This is a genomic window from Streptococcus sp. FSL E2-3494 (assembly GCF_038007085.1).
GTDB lineage: Bacteria > Bacillota > Bacilli > Lactobacillales > Streptococcaceae > Streptococcus > Streptococcus thermophilus.
In genome coordinates this window covers 65157-87001 of sequence record NZ_JBBOWN010000002.1, presented here as the reverse complement: position 1 = coordinate 87001, position 21845 = coordinate 65157, and the positions used below count along the sequence as shown (strand labels likewise).

Here is a 21845-nt window from a genome sequence, read left to right as displayed (position 1 = left end):
TAAACGTTGCTAATCTAAATAACATTTTTGGAGGTAATTGGTATGGCATTAAAACCATTGGGCGATCGTATCATCGTCCGTTTTGAAGAAACAGAAGAAAAAACAGCTAGTGGCTTTGTATTGGCAGGAGCTAGTCATGAAACAACTAAGACTGCAGAGGTCTTGGCGGTAGGTGAAGGTACCCGTACTCTTACTGGGGAATTGATTGCACCTAGTGTTGCAGTAGGCGATAAGGTCCTTGTTGAAAATGGTACAGGTGTCAGTGTTAAAGACGGAGAAGATTCCGTTTCAATTATCCGTGAAGCAGATATTTTAGCAGTCCTAGCTTAAATTCTTGCTAATCAGATATAAATTAAGATAAAGAAGGAGTGAGTAATTATGGCAAAAGATATTAAATTTTCATCAGATGCACGTGCAGCAATGGTTCGTGGTGTTGATACTTTAGCTGATACCGTTAAGGTAACGCTTGGCCCTAAAGGTCGTAATGTTGTTTTGGAAAAGGCTTTTGGTTCACCACTTATCACTAATGATGGTGTGACAATTGCTAAAGAAATTGAACTTGAAGATCATTTTGAAAATATGGGTGCCAAGCTCGTCAGCGAAGTGGCTTCAAAAACTAATGATATTGCCGGTGACGGAACAACTACAGCCACTGTTTTGACACAAGCTATTGTTCGTGAGGGGCTAAAAAATGTAACAGCTGGTGCTAATCCAATCGGTATCCGTCGTGGGATTGAAGCAGCTGTAGCTGCAGCTGTGGAAGAGCTTAAAGTCATTGCTCAACCAGTTGCTAATAAGGAAGCTATTGCTCAAGTTGCTGCGGTTTCATCTCGCTCTGAAAAAGTTGGTGAATACATTTCAGAAGCAATGGAACGCGTTGGTAATGATGGTGTTATCACTATTGAAGAGTCTCGTGGTATGGAGACAGAACTCGAAGTGGTTGAAGGTATGCAATTTGACCGTGGATATCTTTCTCAGTACATGGTTACTGATAATGAAAAAATGGTCGCAGATCTTGAAAATCCATTTATTCTTGTGACTGACAAGAAAATTTCAAATATCCAAGATGTTCTTCCACTCTTGGAAGAAGTGCTTAAGACCAGTCGTCCACTTTTGATTATTGCTGACGACGTGACTGGTGAAGCTCTTCCAACACTTGTTCTTAACAAAATTCGTGGAACCTTTAATGTCGTTGCTGTTAAGGCGCCTGGCTTTGGTGACCGTCGTAAAGCGATGTTGGAAGACATTGCTGTATTGACTGGAGCAACTGTTATTACTGAGGATCTTGGTCTTGAACTTAAGGATGCAACTATGGAATCACTTGGTCAGGCTTCGAAAGTAACTGTGGATAAGGATAGTACAGTTATCGTTGAAGGAGCAGGAAGCGCAGAAGCAATTGCTAACCGTGTTAAGCTCATTAAATCTCAATTGGAAACAACAACATCTGAATTTGACCGTGAAAAACTTCAAGAGCGTTTGGCTAAATTGTCAGGTGGTGTTGCAGTTATTAAGGTTGGTGCAGCCACAGAAACAGCTCTTAAAGAAATGAAACTTCGTATCGAAGATGCTCTCAATGCTACTCGTGCCGCTGTTGAAGAAGGTATAGTAGCTGGTGGTGGTACAGCCCTAGTTAACGTCATTGCTAAGGTTGCTGAACTTGATCTTGAAGGTGACGATGCTACAGGACGTAATATTGTCCTCCGTGCCTTGGAAGAACCTGTTCGTCAAATTGCTTATAATGCCGGTTATGAAGGTTCAGTTATCATTGATAAATTGAAGAATAGCCCAGTTGGTACAGGATTTAACGCTGCCAATGGCGAATGGGTAGATATGGTTGAATCAGGAATCATTGACCCAGTTAAGGTAACACGTTCAGCCCTTCAAAATGCTGCTTCAGTAGCTAGTCTTATCTTGACAACAGAAGCAGTCGTTGCCGACAAACCTGAACAAAAGGCTCCAGCAGCGCCAGCTATGGATCCAGGAATGATGGGTTACTAAGATTTAAGAAAGAAAAAAACCTAGGAGAAGTCGAGAAGTGAACTGCACCCCAAAAGTTAGACAGAAAAATCTAACTTTTGGGGTGTTTTTTTTTATTATGAAATTAACTTATGAAGATAAAGTTCAAATATATGAATTGAGAAAGCAAGGAGAAAGCTTTAAACGACTTTCAAATCAATTTGGGGTGAACGTTTCTTGTCTAAAATATATGGTGAAATTAATTGACCGTTATGGAATAAACATCATCAAAAAAAGGAAAGAATCGTTATTATTCTCCTAAATTAAAACGAGAAATGATTGATAAAGTGCTACTTGAAGGTCGTTCACAAAAAAGTGTAAGTCTTGATTATTGTCTTCCAAGTGGTGGAATGTTGCCTAACTAGATAGCACAATATAAAAAAATGGGTATACAATTCTTGAGAAAAGAAGAGGCAGAGTACCTAAAATGGGGCGTAAACGTAAGAAAACTTGGGAAGAAATGACAGAACTAGAGCGATTCCAAGAGGAGAATGAACGCTTACGTACCGAGGTGGCCTACCTAAAAAAGTTAAAAGAGTTAGAGGAAAGGGACGAAGCCTTACAGCGAGAAAGGCAGAGACAATTAGAGAAATGGTTTCAGGAGGATTTCGACTCGATTTACTTCTTGAAACAGCACGTTTAGCTCGCTCGACTTACTATTATCAGTTGAAACAACTAGATGGGCACGACAAAGATAAAGAGACTAAAGGCGAAATTCAAGAAATTTATTATGAGCATAAAGGAAATTATGGCTATCGCCGAATAACTCTGGAATTGAGGAATCGTGGTTTTGTAGTGAACCAGAAGAAGGTCCAACGTCTGATGAAGCTCCTTGGTTTAAGTTCCCAAATTCGTCGTAAACGCAAGTATTCTTCATACCAAGGAGAAGTTGGCAAGAAAGCAGATAACCTTAGTGACCAAGGTTGGCAATACCAACATCAGTATTATCATCAATTTTTAGAGGATAAAGGGACCCCCAACCGTCAATGTCACGTAAGGGGAATCGTCCAGACAATGGCATGATGGGATCCTTGTTTACCTGACATCTGCATCATAATTTGTTGCTGTCTAGTGCGTTCTGCTTCCTTATTCGTATTGATAGAAATAATAAGCAAGATGATCCATCCAATGAAAGTCCAGCTTAACAGTATTGAGAAAAGAAAGATTAGCCATTTCTTTTCTGTTTTGTTTAGAAGTGCTGGTAGGATGTCAATAATGATTGCTGGTAGACCCACAATCAAAGTCCAAAATGTCAAACCTAATCCCATGCTAGAATCATCTCCAATAACTCCAAGTAAGAACCATCCAAGAGCCCAAAGGATAACTGGTATGGTAGCGATGGCTATCATGATGAGGTTTGTTTGAGATTTATTTTCTGGCTTTTTCCAAGCCTCATTAAGAGTGCTGTTTGTTTGTGGGAAGCTTGCATGAGCTTGCTCGGCAAAGGAATTTAAAGGCTTATTAGTAGTGTCTTGTATTGGATTTATTTGTTCTTGAAAGTTGGCTGTTGGAGCTTCTTGACCTATGTTAGGAGTTTGGAAAGTTTGTCTTTCATCGATACTAGAATCATCCAAGGATTCTTCAGTGACATCATAATTGTCAACATCATTTTTGACAGTTTCTACAGTCTCTGCTGATGGTTCAGGTTCTGTATGTTCAACAGTTTCTGAGTTTTGTGTCTTTTCTACAGTCTCTTTTTGTGAGAGTTTTTTTGTTGCTTCGACAGTTTGTTTGGGGGTTTCTCAGACAAACTCGCCTCGATTGGCTGCTTCAGCCATTTCTTGGATACTTGGATTACGTCCGTGGACTGCTTGGAAAAAATCAATCCAATCTTGTTGTTTCATATAGTTAAACTCCATTTGTTTCGATTATAAATTTTGATGCTTACAATTATAGCAATAGTGTAAGGGATATGCAATGGGAGTTGGATAGGACAGTTTATTTCTCTATAATCTTTTTGTCACTAAAGATTATAGAGAAAGAAATAGGTTAAGATATAGACCACTAGAGGATATATCAGTGGATTATAGTCCCAGGCTCCTTGCCAATCTAGGTGTAAGAGTCTAACACTAGCGCGTGTCAAACCTGCGCTTCACCCCTTGAGTCCAAATGGTTTTAGGATAAGGTTGAGTGGTGTTGGGAGATGTAAAAGGTAGACTCCATAAATTGCCATTAAAACAAAGAGATATAATCTAAAAAAACGCTGGTGGTAGGCCCACAAGCGTGTGAAATAGTTTTTCATTACCCAATAACAGCAAAAAGTTTTTGAGCATTTGATTGGCGAGTAGCATCCATGATGAGAAACCAGTCAACGATTGACCAGATACCACAACCACCACATGTCAAAAGTTTACCGATACCAAGACCAACTTGCCCCAACATAAAGCGGTCGATTCCAAGAGAACCACCAAAGAGTGAGATGACAAGCATCATCGTAGGATCTTGGAATCTGATTGAGTAAAGCTGTGAAAGTTGCTGTTCAGGAAGTGCCTCAAGACGTTGTCGGATGTACTGAACTTGTTCTGTTGGGAAATACTTAGCGTTAATTGCTAGCCATTGATCGACTGGATTCATAATTAAACACTCCTAAAATTTTAAATTATACGTAAAGGATAACATAATGTAAAGGAGAGTCAAGGTAGTCAAGGCTTTCGAAATCAATAAAAGCAACTTATTTGCAAGGTTCCGCTGTCTTATAACGAGAAGATCATTAGGATAATCCTTTCGCACTATGTTTGAGAGTGAGTTTGCTTTTATGATTTGTGATTTCTCAACACTTGTTCAAAACTTTCTGATTTAACCTTAACAGTGACTTTTTCGAGTGTTAAGGGGTGAGTGAAACTAAGGGAGTGGGCGTGTAGCATGAGTCTAGATGCTGGCTGATAACTGTAAAGTGGGTCCCCCAGAATAGCATGACCGTGATGGGACAGATGCACACGAATTTGGTGAGTTCGGCCGGTTTTTAGTTGGCAGTTGACCAGACTGGCTCCTTCAAAGGTTTTGAGACGTGTGACGGTTGTATACGCACTCTGCCCTTTTCGAGGATCCACCACCCGTTTTCTACGATCGTGGCGGTCGCGTCCAATCTTATCCTTATAAACAGTTTTCTTGGTCTGAAATTTACCTTCAGTCAATGCCCAGTATTGACGCTGAATCATCTTATCTTCTAAAAGCCGGTTAAGAATTGGCAGGATAAACGGATTTTTAGCGAAAAGCACAGCTCCACTAGTTTCCATATCTAGTCGATGAACGACGTAACAGGTTTGCCCACAATAAGCCGAAACATGGTTAAGAAGAGCGATTTCTGTGGGTTCATTGCCATGCGTCTTCATTCCTTCAGGCTTATTGACCACGATGAGATGCGAATCCTCATAGAGAGGCTTTACCAAATTGGCATCTCCCATAGGGATAGTTTTATTAGGATAGTCCTCTGTGTCAAAGGTCAGGCTAATCCTATCACCTTCTTTAACAGGACTCTGCCAATTAATAGTTTCTCCATTGATAAGGACATATTTTTTCGTGCGTAGGAAATGACGAATCTTACGAGGAATGAGGAGTTTGGTTTCTAGTAATTCTTTGACAGTTGTTGCAGGGTAGGGATTGATAATTTCTACGTGTAAAGTCATAGTTTCATTATATCATGAACGTTTAAAAGAGGACAGAACCTGTAAAAACTTGGTATAATAGGTTTATGACACTTTTTGATAATCTAAAAAACAAACTTTTTAAAGAAGAAACTAGCGGGAAGGGTAAGGAACCCCAGCCTGCTGGAAAATCGAAGGATTTACAAGATAGGATAAAAGGTCTTTTTGCCAAGAAGCCTGATGAGTTTGAACAAGCCGTTGAAGAACTTGACATGTCACGAGAAGGCCAAGAGACTTCACGTTACCAACGTTCTAAGCAAAAGAAACCTATTGACACGACCAAACCCTTAGGTAAGGTTCGGGCTTTCTTGAGCAAGTTCACTCTTTCGCCAAGAAATCCTATTCGCCGTTTCTGGCGTCGCTATCATATTGGTAAAATTCTCTTTATCTTGGTAGCCGTGTTGGTTCTGACAGTAGGCTCCTATCTCTTCTATATCGCTAAGACGACCAATGTCTCAGATCTTCAGGATGCCTTGAAGGCTACTACGGTTATCTATGACAAAGAAGGCAATCAAGCTGGTTCACTGTCAGGGCAAAAAGGGACCTATGTGGAGCTAGATGCTATTAGTGATAGCCTAGAAAATGCCGTCATTGCAACGGAGGATCGCACCTTCTACAAAAATAGTGGGATTAACGTCAAACGTTTCCTCCTAGCCATTGTTTCCATGGGCCGATTTGGTGGTGGTTCGACCATCACACAACAGTTGGCTAAAAATGCCTTTTTGACTCAGGAACCGACAGTAACTCGTAAGGCCAAGGAATTCTTTCTTTCTTTGGAACTAACCAAGAAATACAGCAAGCAAGAAATCCTTACCATGTATCTCAATAATGCCTACTTCGGAAACGGTGTTTGGGGTGTTGAAGACGCCAGCCAAAAATACTTCGGGACAAGCGCTGCCAATCTAACGGTGGATGAGGCAGCGACACTTGCAGGTATGCTTAAGGGACCTGAAATTTACAATCCGATTGATAATATCCAAAATGCAACCAACCGCCGAAACACTGTCCTTGCCAATATGGTAGATGATGAGAAGTTGAGTCAAGCTGATGCTGATAGTGCAGCTGGAGTTGATATGGCTAGTCGCTTGGTTGATACTTATCAAGGGACTGGTGATGACTATAGGTATCCGTCTTACTTTGATGCTGTCATTGAAGAAGCTACTAAGACTTATGGCTTGAGTGAGGATGAAATTGTTAAAAATGGCTACAAAATCTATACAGAGATGGATGTCAACTCACAGGCTAATATGCAGCAGACTTATGAAAATAGTTATCTCTTTCCAACGTCAGAAAGTGATGGTAGCACAGCCCAGTCAGCTAGTGTAGCACTTGATCCATCAACTGGAGCGGTTCGTGGTTTGGTAGGTCGTGTAGGTGGTACAGGTGATGCAACCTTCCGTAATTTCAACTATGCAACCCAAGGGAAGCGTAGTCCTGGTTCGACAATCAAACCTTTGGTGGTTTATGCTCCAGCTCTGGCTTCAGGGTGGAGCATCAATAAGGACCTACCTAATACGCCAATTGATTACAATGGCTATACCCCAACCAACTATGGTGGTGTTGAGACTGAGGATGTGCCCATGTATCAAGCTTTGGCCAACTCTTACAATATTCCGGCAGTTTATCTCTTTAACCAAATTGGTATACAAAAAGGGATTAGTTACGGTCAGAAATTTGGTCTTAACTTTGATAATGTTCCAGAAGAATTAGGGATTGCACTCGGTGGTGGTGTGACAGCTAGTCCTCTACAAATGGCTCAGGCTTATGCGACCTTTGCCAATGGTGGGGAGATGAATACAGCTTATTTTATCACTAAAATTGAAAATGCTAGTGGTGATATCATTGCTACCCATAGTAAGAAGTCTAAACGTATTATCAGCCAGTCTGTAGCTAACCAGATGACTAGCATGATGCTCGGTACCTTCTCAAATGGTTCCGCTGTTAACGCCAACTATACGGGTTACACTATGGCAGGTAAGACAGGTACTGTTCAGGCCGAGTTTAACAAAGATTTGACCAGTGACCAGTGGGTAATTGGCTATACTCCTGATGTGGTTATAACGACTTGGATTGGTTTTGATAAGACTGACGAGAATCACTACTTAACAGGAGCAAGCTCAGGAACAGCTTCAACTATTTTCAGCTATATCGCTGCAGATGTTTTGCCAAATACACCAGGTAATGAGTTTACTGTTGAAAATGCCTATGCGGCTGATGGTCAAACCTTAGATTATACAGCAAATCCAAACGATTCACGTAATAGCAATAATAAGTCATGGACAGACAAGGCTTCAGACGTTGTCGATGATGTAAAAGATCAAGCAAGCAGCCTATGGGGTAGGGTCTCAGACTCCTTCTCAGGTCTATTCAGATAGCTTGTCAATTAAGTTTAAAAGTGGTAAGATAAAAAGAACGGAGGCGTTATGGCACAGAAAAAAGCAAGCCTAGCGTGTGCAGATTGTGGGAACCGAAACTACTCGATTAGTGTTAGTAGCACTCCCAAACCAACACGACTAGAAGTGAACAAGTTTTGCAAAAATTGTAAAAAATATACCTTGCATAAAGAAACAAGATAGGAGACACCGTGAGACAAACCGGAAGTATTTTCAAAGTCTTGAAAGACACGACTTGGCCAGAGCGTAAACAACGCTGGCACGATTTTAGTTCAGTTCTTGAGTATACTGCATTCTTCACTGTCATCATCTATGCGTTTGATGAATTGTTGAGTCGCACTATGTCAGCACTGATTAACTTTTTCTAAAGAAAACATAAAAAGAGTGGGCATGCTTGCTCTTTTTTGTTATAATAAATGCAGATAAAAGCGAGAACAAGGGCCTCCAGGCTTTTTTATTACGCTTTGAATTAAAACATAGGCATTCATTTACATTTAACGCTTGCGCCTCGAATATTGATGGTCATGTTTAAATGTCATTTAGAACAAAGAAAGGAATCCTAAAATGCTAGATTCATTCGACAAGGGCTGGTTCGTCCTTCAAACGTATTCAGGATACGAAAATAAAGTTAAAGAAAATCTTTTGCAACGAGCTCAAACTTATAACATGCTTGAAAATATCTTGCGTGTTGAAATCCCAACTCAAACTGTCAATGTTGAGAAAAACGGTAAAGTTAAAGAAGTGGAAGAAAACCGCTTCCCTGGTTACGTTCTTGTTGAGATGGTAATGACAGACGAAGCATGGTTTGTTGTTCGTAATACTCCAAACGTTACTGGTTTCGTTGGTTCACACGGAAACCGTTCTAAACCAACACCACTTTTGGAAGAAGAAATCCGTCAAATCTTGATTTCAATGGGTCAAACAGTTGATGTCTTTGATACGAATATCAAGGTTGGTGACGTGGTTCAAATCATCGATGGTGCCTTTATGGGGCAAGAAGGCCGTGTTGTCGAAATTGAAAACAACAAGGTTAAAATCATGATTAACATGTTTGGTTCAGAAACAGCTGCTGAGCTTGAACTCTACCAAATCGCTGAACTTTAAAATAGTCAAAAAGGTTGGAACCAGGAGCTTCAACCTCGTAAGACTATCTCATTAAACATGGGGGAGAGACTAGAATCTAGATTTTTAAATTTAGTTCTGTGTCACTCCCTTTTTCTAACGGATGATGAATTATAAACAATTTTACGATAAGATTAGCGGTCCATTGCGTCCTTATGCTAAGGTCTTGGGAGGATTGAACAAGGCTATAACAAGGACTTTTTACCTGCTTTTTCCTATATTTCTTATTTTGGTTTGGCTGAGGCATGGCTGGTTTGTTCTTTTTACGACAGTGCTTATTATGGGAGAAGGCTTTTTTCTGCTTTCTCTTGGTCGTAGCCTTTATAATCGCCCACGCCCTTATCAGACCTGGGACATTCAGCCTCTTATTAAAAAGGATAGTCTTGGCAAGTCATTTCCTAGCCGTCATGTTTTTTCAGCAACGACCATTGCCATGTTTACCTTATTGCTTAATCCGTGGCTAGGTGGGACTATGCTTTTTCTCGCAGCAATTTTGGCTATCTTGCGCGTGCTAGGTGGTGTTCATTATCCTAGTGATGTTTTGGCAGGCTATGTCATTGGAATTCTTGTTGGCCTCCTTCTTTACCTTTAGAAATTTTTGGTCTTCTTCGAGAGAGGAGGGCTTTTTTCATTGAAAAAAGAAAAGGACCCTTTGGGGACCTTTTCTCTTGTTCTAAAATTCGAGTTGGCGATTAAAGGTTGTTCCCACCATTCGATATTGGCTTAGTTTAAAACATGCTCTATGATAGCTTGTGTTACTCCATGTTGATCATTTGAGGCAGTCACTAGATTTTCAGACTTCTTGACTCCCTCAGGTGCATTGACCATAGCAACTCCTAGGCTAGCCAGAGCGAGCATAGGACTATCGTTGAAATTATCACCAATAGTCATAATCTGTTCAAGAGGAATGTCATAATACTTAGCAACCTCAAGGAGAGCATGTTCTTTAGAAACGTGCTTGGCAGTGACTTCTAAGTAGTTATCTTTGGATAAGTAGAAGACTGTCTGTGGAAAACCCATGCTTAGGAGTTTTTGGTGGAGGTCCTGGATAAACTTCAGGCTCATCAATCAACAATAGCTTGTGGATAGAAGGCTTTGAATCTGAGACAGTGTCTTGGAGTTGCTTAATAATAGGAGATTCACCCGTGATACTTGCTTCCAACTGAGACCATTTGTTTAGTTGGTTGGTAATCCAATCCTTGCCAGAGTAGATATTCACAGAAACACTTGGATAGTCTGTGGATAAGTAGTTAATAAATGTTCGAGTTTCGGATTTATCCACAGGATGTTCTATGATAGTACGATCACCCTCAAGTACTAGGCCCCGTTGTAGCAGGTGATAGGATTGTCATGAAGTCCTAGTTTATGAGCAATTGGTTGCATTCCTAGTGGAGAATGGGCAGAAGCTAAAACAAAAGGTATCTTCGCCTTTTCAAGCTCTGGCATGACTTCAATCAGTTGATCATCTACCTGGTGGTTACTAGTGAGAATAGTCCCATCAATATCGCTGATAATCAAACGAATTTTACTAATAATCGCTATCCTTTCCATCATATAAAATTATTACTTTATCTATATCAGACTCAGGCTCCTTATCTGTAATCCAATAGTCAAAGTCCTCAAGTTTACCCAAGATATATTTGGAATGCTTTTCATATTTGTCAGATTCAGCAATAAGTATCTTAGTTCTAGTAGCTTGCTAGGCTAGCTGTTTGACGGCAACGTCTTCTTCATCTTCAAAGCTAACCAATCCTTGACTGAGACTAGCCGCTCCAAAGAAGGCTAAGTCAAATTGTAGATGTTGCAAGATCTGTGCTTCGTGAATCGAGTAGTAGAAGCGGTTTTTAGTGTAGAATTTGCCTCCCAAGAGATGAAAATCAATCCCTTCCTTACCACTTAGGACCAAGGCATTATCCAAGGAGTGGGAGTAAACAGTAACGTTCTTAGTTAATTTTTGTGAAACTTCAAGCATCAAGGTAGAAACATCGAAAAAAAGTAGAGATTGTTCTTTGATGAAGCTAAGCGCCAGGTCTGCCATTTTTTTCTTATCTTCTGTGAGTCCTTTCTGACGTTCTTGGAAGCAAAGAACACTGGTGTTTTTAACTGGAAGAATACCGCCATGGGTACGTTGAGCCAGATTCCTCTGGCTGAGACAATCAAAATCTCTTCTGACAGTATCTTTTGAAACTCCTAATTCATCAACCATTTCTTTGACAGATAGGTTTCCTCGCTCTTCCAAGAGCATCAAAATTCTCTCAAATCGTTGTTCCTGATACATGAGTCACCTGCTTTCTGATATTAGTATAGTATCTTTTTACGTTTTTTGTATATAAAAATGCAAAAAAAAACGCAAACTAACCCAGGTTCAAGTTACCTCGTAAACTTCTCTTACTATCTTTAAAAATCCTTCAAAAATGCTATAATAGAAGCATTACGAATATTGGAGAGAAACCATGAGTTTTTACAATCATAAAGAAATCGAGCCTAAGTGGCAAAAATACTGGGCTGACCATCACACATTTAAGACAGGAACAGATGCTTCAAAACCTAAGTTTTATGCGCTTGACATGTTCCCTTACCCATCTGGAGCGGGTCTTCACGTAGGACACCCAGAAGGCTACACAGCGACAGATATCCTTAGCCGTTTCAAGCGTGCCCAAGGCTATAACGTCCTTCACCCAATGGGATGGGATGCTTTTGGTTTGCCTGCAGAGCAATATGCTATGGATACTGGTAATGATCCAGCTGACTTTACAGCGGAAAATATTGCCAACTTCAAACGTCAAATCAACGCGCTTGGCTTCTCTTACGACTGGGATCGTGAAGTCAACACAACAGATCCAAACTACTATAAGTGGACGCAGTGGATTTTCACCAAGCTTTACGAAAAAGGTTTGGCTTATGAGGCGGAAGTACCAGTAAACTGGGTTGAGGAACTAGGAACAGCTATCGCCAATGAAGAAGTCCTTCCGGACGGAACTTCTGAGCGTGGTGGCTATCCAGTTGTCCGTAAACCAATGCGCCAATGGATGCTTAAAATCACTGCTTATGCAGAGCGATTGCTCAATGACTTGGATGAGTTGGATTGGCCAGAGTCTATCAAGGACATGCAACGCAACTGGATTGGTAAATCAACTGGTGCCAATGTCACCTTCAAAGTGAAAGGTACTGACAAGGAATTCACCGTCTTTACGACACGTCCGGATACTCTTTTCGGTGCGACCTTCACTGTTTTGGCGCCTGAGCATGACTTAGTAGATGCTATCACAAGTCCTGAACAAGCTGAGGCTGTAGCTAACTACAAACACCAAGCTAGCCTTAAATCAGACTTGGCTCGTACCGACCTTGCCAAGGAAAAAACAGGGGTTTGGACTGGAGCTTATGCTATAAACCCTGTTAACGGTAGAGAAATCCCAATCTGGATTGCGGACTACGTTCTCGCTAGCTACGGAACAGGTGCAGTTATGGCCGTACCTGCTCACGATGAGCGTGACTGGGAATTTGCTAAACAGTTTGGTCTTCCAATCGTAGAAGTACTTGAAGGTGGCAACGTTGAAGAAGCAGCTTACACAGAAGACGGTCCTCATGTCAACTCTGACTTCTTGAACGGGCTTAACAAAGAAGAAGCTATTGCTAAAATTGTAGCTTGGTTGGAAGAAAAAGGCTTTGGTCAAGAAAAAATCACTTACCGTCTCCGCGACTGGCTCTTTAGCCGTCAACGTTACTGGGGTGAACCAATCCCAATCATTCATTGGGAAGATGGCACTTCAACAGCCGTTCCAGAAAGCGAATTGCCACTTGTCTTGCCAGTAACCAAGGACATCCGTCCTTCAGGTACTGGTGAAAGTCCATTGGCTAACTTGACAGACTGGCTTGAAGTGACTCGTGAAGATGGGGTCAAAGGTCGTCGTGAAACCAACACCATGCCACAATGGGCAGGTTCAAGCTGGTACTATCTTCGCTATATCGACCCACATAACACAGAAAAATTGGCAGATGAGGACCTCCTCAAACAATGGTTGCCAGTCGATATCTACATGGGTGGTGCAGAACACGCCGTTCTTCACTTGCTTTACGCTCGTTTCTGGCACAAATTCCTCTATGACCTCGGTGTCGTTCCAACTAAAGAACCATTCCAAAAACTCTTTAACCAAGGAATGATCTTGGGAACAAGCTACCGTGACCACCGTGGTGCACTTGTGGCGACTGACAAGGTTGAAAAACGTGACGGTTCCTTCTTACATGTGGAAACAGGGGAAGAGTTGGAGCAAGCACCAGCCAAGATGTCTAAATCCCTCAAGAACGTAGTCAACCCGGACGATGTGGTGGAACAATACGGTGCTGATACCCTTCGTGTCTATGAAATGTTCATGGGACCACTTGATGCCTCAATCGCTTGGTCTGAAGAAGGATTGGAAGGAAGCCGTAAATTCCTTGACCGTGTTTACCGTTTGATTACAAGTAAAGAAATCGTTGCGGAAAACAATGGCGCTCTTGACAAGGTTTACAACGAAACCGTTAAATCTGTTACAGAGCAAATCGAGTCTATGAAATTCAACACAGCCATTGCCCAACTCATGGTCTTTGTCAATGCAGCTAACAAGGAAGACAAACTCTATGTAGGCTACGCCAAAGGATTTATCCAATTGATTGCACCATTTGCGCCTCACTTGGCAGAAGAACTCTGGCAAACAGTCGCAGAAACAGGTGAGTCTATCTCTTATGTAGCTTGGCCAACATGGGACGAAAGCAAATTGGTTGAAGACGAAATCGAAATCGTCGTTCAAATCAAAGGTAAAGTCCGTGCCAAACTCATGGTTGCTAAAGACCTTTCACGTGAAGAGTTGCAAGAAGTTGCTCTTGCTAATGAAAAAGTTAAAGCAGAGATTGATGGCAAGGAAATCGTGAAAGTGATTGCGGTACCAAATAAACTCGTTAATATCGTTGTGAAATAAAAATAAATCCTTCGGAGCTTAGCTCTGGAGGATTTTTTTAGGCTCAACTTGACAAGAAAATATCTTTTTGTTAATCTTATTAACAAAAAGAGGGACACTATGAATAAGAAAGAACTGCATAAGTTTAATAATCGTTTTAACAGTTTTGTTTTAGCCTTTGAACAGTTGAAAAAAGATCAACATCGGAACAGTATTGATAAATCAATCACTATTAATGAAGTCCATTTGATTGACCTAATAGGTCGGAATCAGCCTGTGAATTTAGTGACATTATCTGAGTTACTTGAAGTGTCTAGGAGTGCCATTACTCAGAGTGTTAGACGTTTAATCAAGAAAGACCTCGTTTCTTTTGAATTTGCACCAGATAATGAAAAAAATAAATATCTGATATTATCCCAAAAAGGGGTTGACGTTTTTAACATTCATAAAGAGCAGCAAGAACATATTGAGACAGCCATTTTTTCAGTTTTAAAAAACTATAGTGATGAGGACCTTCAAAGGGTTATGAAACTGATGGATGATGTTGAACAGGTGTGGCGAGAATTACCGTGGTAAAAATCACGGTAACTTTAAAACTATATTGTTAATCATATTAACAAAAAGAGGAAGATATGAATATGCAAATTGAACTTATCCCAGCGTCTGAGTTAGCAGATGAATCTTTTAATATTGTCATTAATGGTTTAAAACCAAGAGAAACCTATCGAGTCGAAATGTATTTATCCGATTATTATTGTATCAATGCTCCCATGCTTTTAGCTCATGATGTTTTATGGAAATCAACAGCGACTTTTGTATCAGATAAGAATGGTATTATTGATATTTCACAAACTCCATCTTGTTCTGGCTCTTATGAAGATATTGCAACAATGGGGTTATTCTTTAATGCCAAACCCTTGACCAATAGGAAAAAGAAACTTCCAAACTCTCTTTCTAAAATTCCCTTATTAGATCACTTTTTTGTGGAAATCAAAATTATACAAGGTAATACTGTCGTCGCAAAGAGAACTTTCACAAGACATTATATGAGTTCGCAAATTAGTCATCAAGATATTTACGGGAAACATTTTCAAGGGAGACTCTTTTATGATAAAAAGGCAATAAAAGCACCAGCATTGATTATTGTGAGCGGTAGTGAAGGAAGGATTGAAAAGGCACAGAATATAGCTCAGCTTCTATCTTCTAGAGGTTATATTTGCCTAGCAGTTGCCTACTTTGATTTAGAGGGGTTGCCAAAACATTTGGAACGTATTCCTTTAGAGTGCCTTGTGGAAGCAAAGGATTATCTACGTCAGCATCCGCAAGTAGATAGTGAAAGAATTGGAATCTATGGACGGTCTAAGGGAGCAGAGTTAGTTTTAGCTGAGGAGAGCATTTTTAATGACGTTCAATGTTTGGTACTAAATTCACCCTCTGATGTGGTGTATGAAGGGATAAAAGGAAAATGGAACTCCCATACTTCTTCTTGGACGTATTTGCAAAAAGAACTTCCTTATCAAAAGTTTCGACTTAGAGATTATCTGTTCAGCAAACTTTTAAAAAAATCCTTCCCTAAAGATTGCTCTGCTAGGATAGATATTGGTCAAATGCACTCACCAATCTTATTGCTCGGAAGTACTGTTGATGAAATATGGGATGCCTCGTCAGCAATTGATGATATTGTTTCATATTATAAAGGACCCCACATTACATTTAAAAAATACCATGAAACAGGTCACATGTTGACAGTGGCTTATCAACCAAATCATCGCTATCGAAAAGATTGGCGTTTATTGATGAAAGAGAGTAAGGATTCTTGGTTGGCTACAATTCATTTTTTTGATAGGCATTTGAAGAAGCAATAACATAAGATTATAAATATGCTATAATAGTCCCAACTAAGATAAAAACACAGTTCTGGTTGGTAGTCCAGACGTAGGCAAGCCTATCAGTAACCTAAGGATATGAATAGAAATGAAGAGTAGTCCATCAAGGCTACTCTTTTTCGTCAAAGGAACCATTAGAAAAATCGGAAAATCCAAACAATATTTAACTTTCTGAAATGTGGAGACAATTGCTCAAAAATGCTATAATAGTCAGCATAAACAAGCTATTAATAACAAAAAATAAGTACCTATTCGATTGGAGGAAATCCTTGTATAAAGATGATAGTTTAACCTTGCACACGGACTTGTATCAAATCAATATGATGCAGGTCTACTTCAACCAAGGTATTCACAATAAAAAGGCCGTTTTTGAAGTTTATTTCCGTCAACTTCCGTTTAAAAATGGCTTTGCTGTGTTCGCAGGTCTGGAGCGTATTGTCAACTATCTTGAAAATCTGACTTTTTCAGAAACTGATATTGCTTATCTGAAGGATTTAGGCTATCCGAAGGATTTTCTGGACTATCTGGCCAACCTAAAACTCGAGTTGACTATCAATTCAGCCCTTGAGGGTGATTTGGTATTTGCTAATGAACCGATTTTTCAAGTGGAAGGTCCCTTGGCTCAGTGTCAGTTAGTAGAGACTGCCCTACTGAATATCCTTAATTACCAGATTCTTATTGCGACTAAGGCAGCTCGTATTCGTTCTGTTATTGAGGATGCTCCTCTGTTGGAATTTGGGACACGTCGTGCCCAAGAGATGGATGCAGCAATATGGGGGACGCGTGCAGCCGTGATTGGTGGTGCTGACGCAACTTCAAATGTACGTGCAGGTAAGATTTTCGGTATTCCTGTTTCAGGTACTCATGCCCATGCCCTTGTTCAAGCTTATGGAAACGATTATGATGCCTTTAAAGCCTATGCATCTACTCATAAAGACTGCATATTTCTTGTGGATACCTATGATACCCTTAAGATTGGTGTTCCAAATGCTATCCGTGTGGCTAAAGAGCTAGGTGATAAGATCAACTTCTTGGGTGTTCGTCTTGATTCAGGTGACTTGGCTTATCTGTCTAAGCAGGTCCGTAAGCAACTAGATGCGGCTGGTTTCCCTGATGCCAAGATTTACGCTTCAAATGACCTTGATGAAAATACCATTCTTAACTTGAAAATGCAGAAGGCCAAGATTGATGTTTGGGGTGTTGGTACTAATCTTATCACAGCCTATGATCAACCAGCCTTGGGTGCGGTCTACAAAATTGTCTCAATCGAGAATGATCAGGGAGTCATGCAGGATACCATCAAGTTGTCCAACAACGCTGAGAAGGTTTCGACACCAGGTAAGAAGCAAGTGTGGCGTATTACGAGTCGTGCTAAGGGGAAATCAGAAGGTGACTATATCACCTTCGCTGACACGGATGTTAATGCTTTAGAAGAAATTAACATGTTCCACCCGACTTACACCTACATTAACAAGACTGTCCGCGATTTTGATGCGGTGCCACTTTTGGTCCCAATCTACGACAAGGGGCAACTAATCTATGATTTGCCAAGTCTTGATGAAATCAAGAACTATGCGACTAAGAAATTGGATGAGCTTTGGAATGAGTACAAGCGCGTTCTTAACCCCCAAGATTATCCAGTTGACTTGGCCAAAGATGTCTGGGATCACAAGATGACCTTGATTGATAATATGCGTAAGAAAGCCCATGACTTGTCAGAGTAAAAGGAGAAAATATGACTTTGCAAGAAACTATTATTGCTCAACTAGGAGTTAAACCTAGCATTAATCCGAAGGAAGAGATTCGAAAATCCGTTGATTTTTTGAAGGCCTACATGATCAAACATCCATTCCTTAAAACATATGTTTTAGGGATTTCAGGAGGTCAGGATTCTACATTGGCTGGTCGTCTTGCGCAACTTGCGGTTGAAGAACTTCGTGCAGAGACAGAAAAAGACTATCAGTTTATCGCCATTCGTTTACCATATGGAGTTCAAGCAGATGAAGACGATGCCCAACGTGCCCTAGCTTTTATCAAGCCAGATGTAAGTCTTACGATTAACATTAAAGAAGCTGTTGATGGTCAGGTTGCTGAACTGGCCAAGGCAGGTGTAAACGTATCTGACTTTAATAAGGGAAATATCAAGGCCCGCCAACGTATGATAACCCAATATGCGGTTGCTGGTGAAAATAGTGGAGCAGTTATTGGGACAGACCACGCCGCTGAAAACCTTACAGGGTTCTTCACAAAATTTGGTGATGGTGGTGCGGATATCCTGCCACTCTTTCGTCTAAACAAGCGTCAAGGCGCTGCCCTTCTTGCAGAGCTTGGTGCTGATAAAGCCCTTTATGAAAAAGTACCAACAGCTGACCTGGAAGAAGATAAACCAGGAATTGCCGACGAAGTGGCATTGGGAGTGACCTATCATGAGATTGATGATTACCTTGAAGGCAAGGAAGTATCAGCCAAAGCTCAGGAAACGATTGAGACTTGGTGGCGTAAAGGTCAACACAAACGTCACTTGCCAATCACCATTTTTGACGATTTTTGGAAATAATAAGAGAAATGATTTATGATTAAAGCTTATATTGATTTTTGGAATCGTGCCTTTGATTTTAGTGGACGTTCGACACGCCCAGACTACTGGTGGGTTTACTTGATTAATGTCATCATTAGTACTATCCTTGTAGTAGGTTTTGTTCTCATTCCTTTCTTCAGTAATGTGTCTCATAACCCAGCGATATTAAATGACTCAACTGAAATACAAAAAATGATTTTGAAATATATGTCACCAATAATGATTTTTGGATTGATCATATTAATTCCACAACTGTCCCTTCAATTTCGTCGTTTGCGAGATGCAGGTATTCATCCGGCTTGGGGGCTTCTAAGTTGTATAGGGCTTGTACCAATCTTGACTTTCTTCTCATTCATTGGAAGTATTGTACTCATTGTCATGTCATGTCAGCCAACTAAACCAGCACCTGAAACGCTTTTTGATAAAGTTGAATAAGATTGTCGTACCCCTAGGTTTAACCTAGGGGTATTTTTAAATTGAATTTTCAGAAATTAGTGATAAAATAGATAGTAATAAGTCTTAAAAGGAGGAATCTTATGACTTCACTATCAACAGATTTCACAGAAAAACTATTTGCAGATTATGAGGCCAATGCCAAGTATGGCGCTATTGAAAATGCAGTAACCCATAACGGCTTGCTTAAATCTATCGAGACACGTCAATCAGAAGTGGAAAATGATTTTGTTTTCTCAATTGATTTGACTAAAGATGAGGTGTCTAACCAAAAAGCTTCAGGTCGTTGCTGGATGTTTGCGGCCCTTAATACTTTCCGCCATAAATTGATTTCAGACTTCAAATTGGAAAGTTTCGAGCTTTCTCAAGCCCACACATTTTTCTGGGATAAATATGAAAAATCAAACTGGTTCTTGGAACAAATTATTGCTACAGCAGATCAAGAAATTGGTAGTCGTAAGGTTAAATTCCTTTTGGATACCCCTCAACAAGATGGTGGACAATGGGATATGGTCGTATCACTCTTTGAAAAATATGGTGTTGTACCAAAATCAGTATATCCAGAATCTGTAGCTTCAAGCAATAGTCGTGAGCTTAATCAATACCTTAATAAACTCCTTCGTCAAGATGCCCAAATCTTGCGCGATTTGATTGCCAGTGGTGCTGATCAGGCTGCTGTTCAAGCTAAAAAGGAGGAGTTCCTTCAAGAAATCTTCAATTATCTTGCCATGACCCTTGGCTTGCCACCACGTCAGTTTGATTTTGCCTATCGAGATAAAGATGATAACTATCGATCTGAGAAGGGTATCACGCCACGGGCCTTCTTTGAAAAATATGTTGGCCTTAAACTCAGCGACTATGTATCAGTTATCAACGCTCCAACAGCTGATAAACCTTACGGAAAATCTTACACGGTTGAGATGTTGGGAAATGTTGTAGGTGCGCCAAGTGTTCGTTATATTAACCTGCCAATGGACCGATTCAAAGAGCTTGCTATTGCACAGATGAAGGCAGGAGAGAGTGTATGGTTTGGTTCAGATGTTGGTCAGGTTTCGGACCGTCAAAAAGGTATTCTTGCAACTAATGTTTACGACTTTACAGCTAGCATGGATATTAACTGGACTCAAGACAAGGCTGGACGTTTAGACTACAGTGAATCTCTCATGACCCATGCCATGGTATTGACAGGTGTTGATCTGGATGCTGATGGTAAACCAATTAAATGGAAGATTGAAAACTCTTGGGGAGATAAGGTTGGACAAAAGGGGTACTTTGTTGCTTCTGATGCTTGGATGGATGAATATACATATCAAATCGTTGTTCGCAAAGATTTCCTTACAGCTGAAGAGTTGGCTGCCTATGAAGCAGATCCACAAGTGCTTGCGCCTTGGGACCCAATGGGATCTCTTGCTTCAAAATAAGAGGATATTTCAAAAACACTGGATAGAATTGGCTCTTTGTCAACTGTAGTGGGTGACGAAAAGCTAACATCTAGAGAGGACCGGATAGGTCCTCTTTTTATGTATGTTCAGTGTGATGAAGACACGTTTCTTAAAGTTGATGAAGTTTCTAAAACCGAAGCCCAAGCGTTTAATGTCTTTAATTAACTTATTAGTCGCTTCAAGTTTTGCGTTTGAATAGTCTGTTTCTAGTGCATTTTGGATGTATTGCTTGTGTCTAAGAAAAGTCCTAAAGACCGTTTGAAAATAGTGATTGACCTTGCTTCTATTTTCCTCTATCAGGTCAAAGAACTCACCTACTCTCTTCTCCTGAAAGTGAAAAAGCAAAAGCTGATAAAGTGTATAGTAGTCAGTAAGCTCTTTTGAAAAGACTAGTGTCTTCTTAACAACTTCATGTGGTGCTAAAGTTTGGCGGAAAGTCTTTGAATAGAAAGAGTTGAGAGATAACTTACAGCTGTCCTTTTGGAAGAGTCGCCAGTGATTTTTCAAGGCTCGATAGGGTAGTGACTTCTTATCGAACTGGTTCATAATTGCAATTCTAGTCTTTAAAAAGGCACGTCCAAGGTGCTGGATGATGTGGAAACGATCAAGAACGATTTTTGCGTTTGGAAAGAGCTTGCGAGCCAGTGGAATATAAGCTCCAGACATATCCATCGTGATAAACTGTACCTGTTGCCGGACTTTCAATGGATACTTCAAAAAGTAGTTTCGTATAGTAGTTTGGCGGCGATTATCAAGGATGGTTATGAGTTGGTTTGTCTCATAATTCTGCGCCACAAAAGCCAATTCCCCTTTCTTGAACCCAAACTCATCCCAGGACATAACAGCAGGGAGTTTGTCATAATGTTCCTTGAAAGTGAACTGATCAAGCTTACGATAGACAGTGGACGTCGACACGCGAAGTCTTCTTGCAATATCAGTTAGTGACACCTTCTCAGTTAGAAGCTGTGTAACTTTTTGTCGGACTAGATTGGAGATTTGGCAGTTTTTCTCAACGATAGATGTCTCAGCTACCGTGACTCTTCTACAACTTTTACACTGGAAACGACGTTTTTTCAGACGTAGTAGAGTTGGCGTTCCCGCTTGCTCGAGAAGAGGGATTTTAGAAGGCTTTTGAAAGTCGTACTTGATCATCTTTCCATGGCAGTGAGGACATGATGGTGCAGGGTAATCGAGTTTTGCTTGAATCTCGATATGAGTATCAGTTTCAAAAACAAGTGAAATCTTGATATTTTGGTCTTTAATTCCGATTAATTCTGTGGTATTCTTAATAGGTCTCATAAGTTCTTCCTAATGGTAGTTTTGTCACTTTTCATTATAGTTCTTATGGGACTTTTAGTGTACACTCAAAAAGCTCTA

The 21845-nt window shown here is 40.4% G+C and carries 17 protein-coding genes and 5 pseudogenes; 15 read left to right on the top strand and 7 right to left on the bottom strand.

Translation table 11 applies throughout. From position 1 onward, the window contains the following. Positions 1 to 42: 42 nt before the first annotated feature. The 3 genes and pseudogenes from groES to NST05_RS08785 form a co-directional block, all read left to right on the top strand. Positions 43 to 330 carry a co-chaperone GroES gene (gene groES / locus NST05_RS08795; protein ID WP_024009719.1) on the top strand — a complete coding sequence of 96 codons (288 nt, stop codon included), beginning with the start codon at positions 43 to 45 and terminating at the stop codon, positions 328 to 330. Positions 331 to 378: 48 nt separating this feature from the next. Further along, positions 379 to 1998: a chaperonin GroEL gene (groL, locus tag NST05_RS08790; protein ID WP_084828447.1), complete on the top strand. Its 1620-nt coding sequence runs from the start codon at positions 379 to 381 to the stop codon at positions 1996 to 1998. A 97-nt stretch (positions 1999 to 2095) separates the two neighbouring features. Next, positions 2096 to 3053 (top strand): annotated as a pseudogene (locus NST05_RS08785) (IS3 family transposase); the annotation flags it as partial. On the opposite strand, the gene NST05_RS08780 reads toward NST05_RS08785, so the two are convergent. The 4 genes and pseudogenes from NST05_RS08780 to NST05_RS08765 all read right to left on the bottom strand — a co-directional run bounded on the left by NST05_RS08780 (position 3006) and on the right by NST05_RS08765 (position 5642). Continuing rightward, on the bottom strand, positions 3006 to 3284 hold the full coding sequence (locus NST05_RS08780; protein ID WP_252989161.1) for a superinfection immunity protein: 279 nt from the start codon (positions 3282 to 3284) through the stop codon (positions 3006 to 3008). The pseudogene NST05_RS08785 and the gene NST05_RS08780 sit on opposite strands and share 48 nt — an antisense overlap. Positions 3285 to 3954: 670 nt before the next feature. Next, a pseudogene (locus tag NST05_RS08775) lies at positions 3955 to 4258 on the bottom strand (DUF2752 domain-containing protein). After that, the gene (locus NST05_RS08770) at positions 4258 to 4590 is read right to left on the bottom strand and encodes a TM2 domain-containing protein (protein ID WP_113870446.1); all 333 of its coding nucleotides are present in this window, start codon (positions 4588 to 4590) and stop codon (positions 4258 to 4260) included. Before NST05_RS08770 ends, NST05_RS08775 begins: the two are co-directional and overlap by 1 nt. A gap of 179 nt (positions 4591 to 4769) precedes the next feature. Then, entirely contained in the window at positions 4770 to 5642 is an 873-nt protein-coding gene (locus NST05_RS08765) for an RluA family pseudouridine synthase (protein ID WP_084828448.1), read from the bottom strand. Positions 5643 to 5707: 65 nt separating this feature from the next. Here NST05_RS08765 and pbp2a point away from each other — a divergent pair, with 65 nt between their 5' ends. From pbp2a to NST05_RS08740, 5 genes are all read left to right on the top strand, one after another. Further along, positions 5708 to 8035, top strand: coding sequence for a penicillin-binding protein PBP2A (gene pbp2a, locus NST05_RS08760; RefSeq protein WP_340743000.1), 2328 nt, complete (start codon positions 5708 to 5710; stop codon positions 8033 to 8035). Positions 8036 to 8083: 48 nt separating this feature from the next. Then, entirely contained in the window at positions 8084 to 8236 is a 153-nt protein-coding gene (gene rpmG / locus NST05_RS08755; protein WP_002946904.1) for a 50S ribosomal protein L33, read from the top strand. An 8-nt stretch (positions 8237 to 8244) separates the two neighbouring features. Further along, positions 8245 to 8421 (top strand): preprotein translocase subunit SecE, encoded by a 177-nt coding sequence (gene secE, locus NST05_RS08750; RefSeq protein WP_011680694.1) that lies wholly within the window; start codon positions 8245 to 8247, stop codon positions 8419 to 8421. Between the two features lie 196 nt (positions 8422 to 8617). Then, entirely contained in the window at positions 8618 to 9157 is a 540-nt protein-coding gene (gene nusG, locus NST05_RS08745; protein ID WP_002883644.1) for a transcription termination/antitermination protein NusG, read from the top strand. 121 nt (positions 9158 to 9278) lie between these two features. Then, a complete protein-coding gene (locus NST05_RS08740) occupies positions 9279 to 9767 on the top strand; it encodes a phosphatase PAP2 family protein (RefSeq protein WP_014607924.1) in 489 nt (162 codons plus the stop codon). 131 nt (positions 9768 to 9898) lie between these two features. On the opposite strand, the pseudogene NST05_RS08735 reads toward NST05_RS08740, so the two are convergent. Together NST05_RS08735 and NST05_RS08730 are read right to left on the bottom strand one after the other, a co-directional pair. Then, positions 9899 to 10729 (bottom strand): annotated as a pseudogene (locus tag NST05_RS08735) (Cof-type HAD-IIB family hydrolase). Then, a pseudogene (locus tag NST05_RS08730) lies at positions 10704 to 11453 on the bottom strand (DeoR/GlpR family DNA-binding transcription regulator). The pseudogenes NST05_RS08735 and NST05_RS08730 overlap by 26 nt, the downstream one beginning before the upstream one ends. A 175-nt stretch (positions 11454 to 11628) precedes the next feature. Here NST05_RS08730 and leuS point away from each other — a divergent pair. From leuS to pepC, 7 genes are all read left to right on the top strand, one after another. Continuing rightward, positions 11629 to 14130 (top strand): leucine--tRNA ligase, encoded by a 2502-nt coding sequence (gene leuS, locus NST05_RS08725; protein WP_340742999.1) that lies wholly within the window; start codon positions 11629 to 11631, stop codon positions 14128 to 14130. A 99-nt stretch (positions 14131 to 14229) separates the two neighbouring features. Further along, on the top strand, positions 14230 to 14685 hold the full coding sequence (locus tag NST05_RS08720) for a MarR family winged helix-turn-helix transcriptional regulator (RefSeq protein ID WP_023909370.1): 456 nt from the start codon (positions 14230 to 14232) through the stop codon (positions 14683 to 14685). Positions 14686 to 14741: 56 nt separating this feature from the next. Further along, a complete protein-coding gene (locus NST05_RS08715; RefSeq protein ID WP_340742998.1) occupies positions 14742 to 15974 on the top strand; it encodes an acyl-CoA thioesterase/BAAT N-terminal domain-containing protein in 1233 nt (410 codons plus the stop codon). Between the two features lie 290 nt (positions 15975 to 16264). Next, positions 16265 to 17719 (top strand): nicotinate phosphoribosyltransferase, encoded by a 1455-nt coding sequence (locus NST05_RS08710; RefSeq protein ID WP_232979817.1) that lies wholly within the window; start codon positions 16265 to 16267, stop codon positions 17717 to 17719. Positions 17720 to 17730: 11 nt separating this feature from the next. After that, the gene (gene nadE / locus NST05_RS08705) at positions 17731 to 18552 is read left to right on the top strand and encodes an ammonia-dependent NAD(+) synthetase (protein ID WP_002949400.1); all 822 of its coding nucleotides are present in this window, start codon (positions 17731 to 17733) and stop codon (positions 18550 to 18552) included. 15 nt (positions 18553 to 18567) lie between these two features. Beyond that, positions 18568 to 19008 carry a DUF805 domain-containing protein gene (locus NST05_RS08700; protein WP_011680699.1) on the top strand — a complete coding sequence of 147 codons (441 nt, stop codon included), beginning with the start codon at positions 18568 to 18570 and terminating at the stop codon, positions 19006 to 19008. Positions 19009 to 19109: 101 nt separating this feature from the next. Continuing rightward, positions 19110 to 20447, top strand: coding sequence for an aminopeptidase C (gene pepC, locus NST05_RS08695; RefSeq protein WP_014607929.1), 1338 nt, complete (start codon positions 19110 to 19112; stop codon positions 20445 to 20447). 70 nt (positions 20448 to 20517) lie between these two features. Here the strand turns inward: pepC and NST05_RS08690 are convergent. After that, positions 20518 to 21767 (bottom strand): annotated as a pseudogene (locus NST05_RS08690) (ISL3 family transposase). Between the last annotated feature and the right edge of the window lie 78 nt (positions 21768 to 21845).

What these genes read in the sequence shown, in the direction of transcription:
- groES (WP_024009719.1), top strand. Translation starts at nt 43, where the DNA reads ATGGCATTAAAACCATTGGGCGATCGTATCATCGTCCGTTTTGAAGAA.
- groL (WP_084828447.1), top strand. Translation starts at nt 379, where the DNA reads ATGGCAAAAGATATTAAATTTTCATCAGATGCACGTGCAGCAATGGTT.
- NST05_RS08780 (WP_252989161.1), bottom strand. Translation starts at nt 3,284, where the DNA reads ATGGGATTAGGTTTGACATTTTGGACTTTGATTGTGGGTCTACCAGCA.
- NST05_RS08770 (WP_113870446.1), bottom strand. Translation starts at nt 4,590, where the DNA reads ATGAATCCAGTCGATCAATGGCTAGCAATTAACGCTAAGTATTTCCCA.
- NST05_RS08765 (WP_084828448.1), bottom strand. Translation starts at nt 5,642, where the DNA reads ATGACTTTACACGTAGAAATTATCAATCCCTACCCTGCAACAACTGTC.
- pbp2a (WP_340743000.1), top strand. Translation starts at nt 5,708, where the DNA reads ATGACACTTTTTGATAATCTAAAAAACAAACTTTTTAAAGAAGAAACT.
- rpmG (WP_002946904.1), top strand. Translation starts at nt 8,084, where the DNA reads ATGGCACAGAAAAAAGCAAGCCTAGCGTGTGCAGATTGTGGGAACCGA.
- nusG (WP_002883644.1), top strand. Translation starts at nt 8,618, where the DNA reads ATGCTAGATTCATTCGACAAGGGCTGGTTCGTCCTTCAAACGTATTCA.
- NST05_RS08740 (WP_014607924.1), top strand. Translation starts at nt 9,279, where the DNA reads ATGATGAATTATAAACAATTTTACGATAAGATTAGCGGTCCATTGCGT.
- leuS (WP_340742999.1), top strand. Translation starts at nt 11,629, where the DNA reads ATGAGTTTTTACAATCATAAAGAAATCGAGCCTAAGTGGCAAAAATAC.
- NST05_RS08720 (WP_023909370.1), top strand. Translation starts at nt 14,230, where the DNA reads ATGAATAAGAAAGAACTGCATAAGTTTAATAATCGTTTTAACAGTTTT.
- NST05_RS08715 (WP_340742998.1), top strand. Translation starts at nt 14,742, where the DNA reads ATGAATATGCAAATTGAACTTATCCCAGCGTCTGAGTTAGCAGATGAA.
- nadE (WP_002949400.1), top strand. Translation starts at nt 17,731, where the DNA reads ATGACTTTGCAAGAAACTATTATTGCTCAACTAGGAGTTAAACCTAGC.
- NST05_RS08700 (WP_011680699.1), top strand. Translation starts at nt 18,568, where the DNA reads ATGATTAAAGCTTATATTGATTTTTGGAATCGTGCCTTTGATTTTAGT.
- pepC (WP_014607929.1), top strand. Translation starts at nt 19,110, where the DNA reads ATGACTTCACTATCAACAGATTTCACAGAAAAACTATTTGCAGATTAT.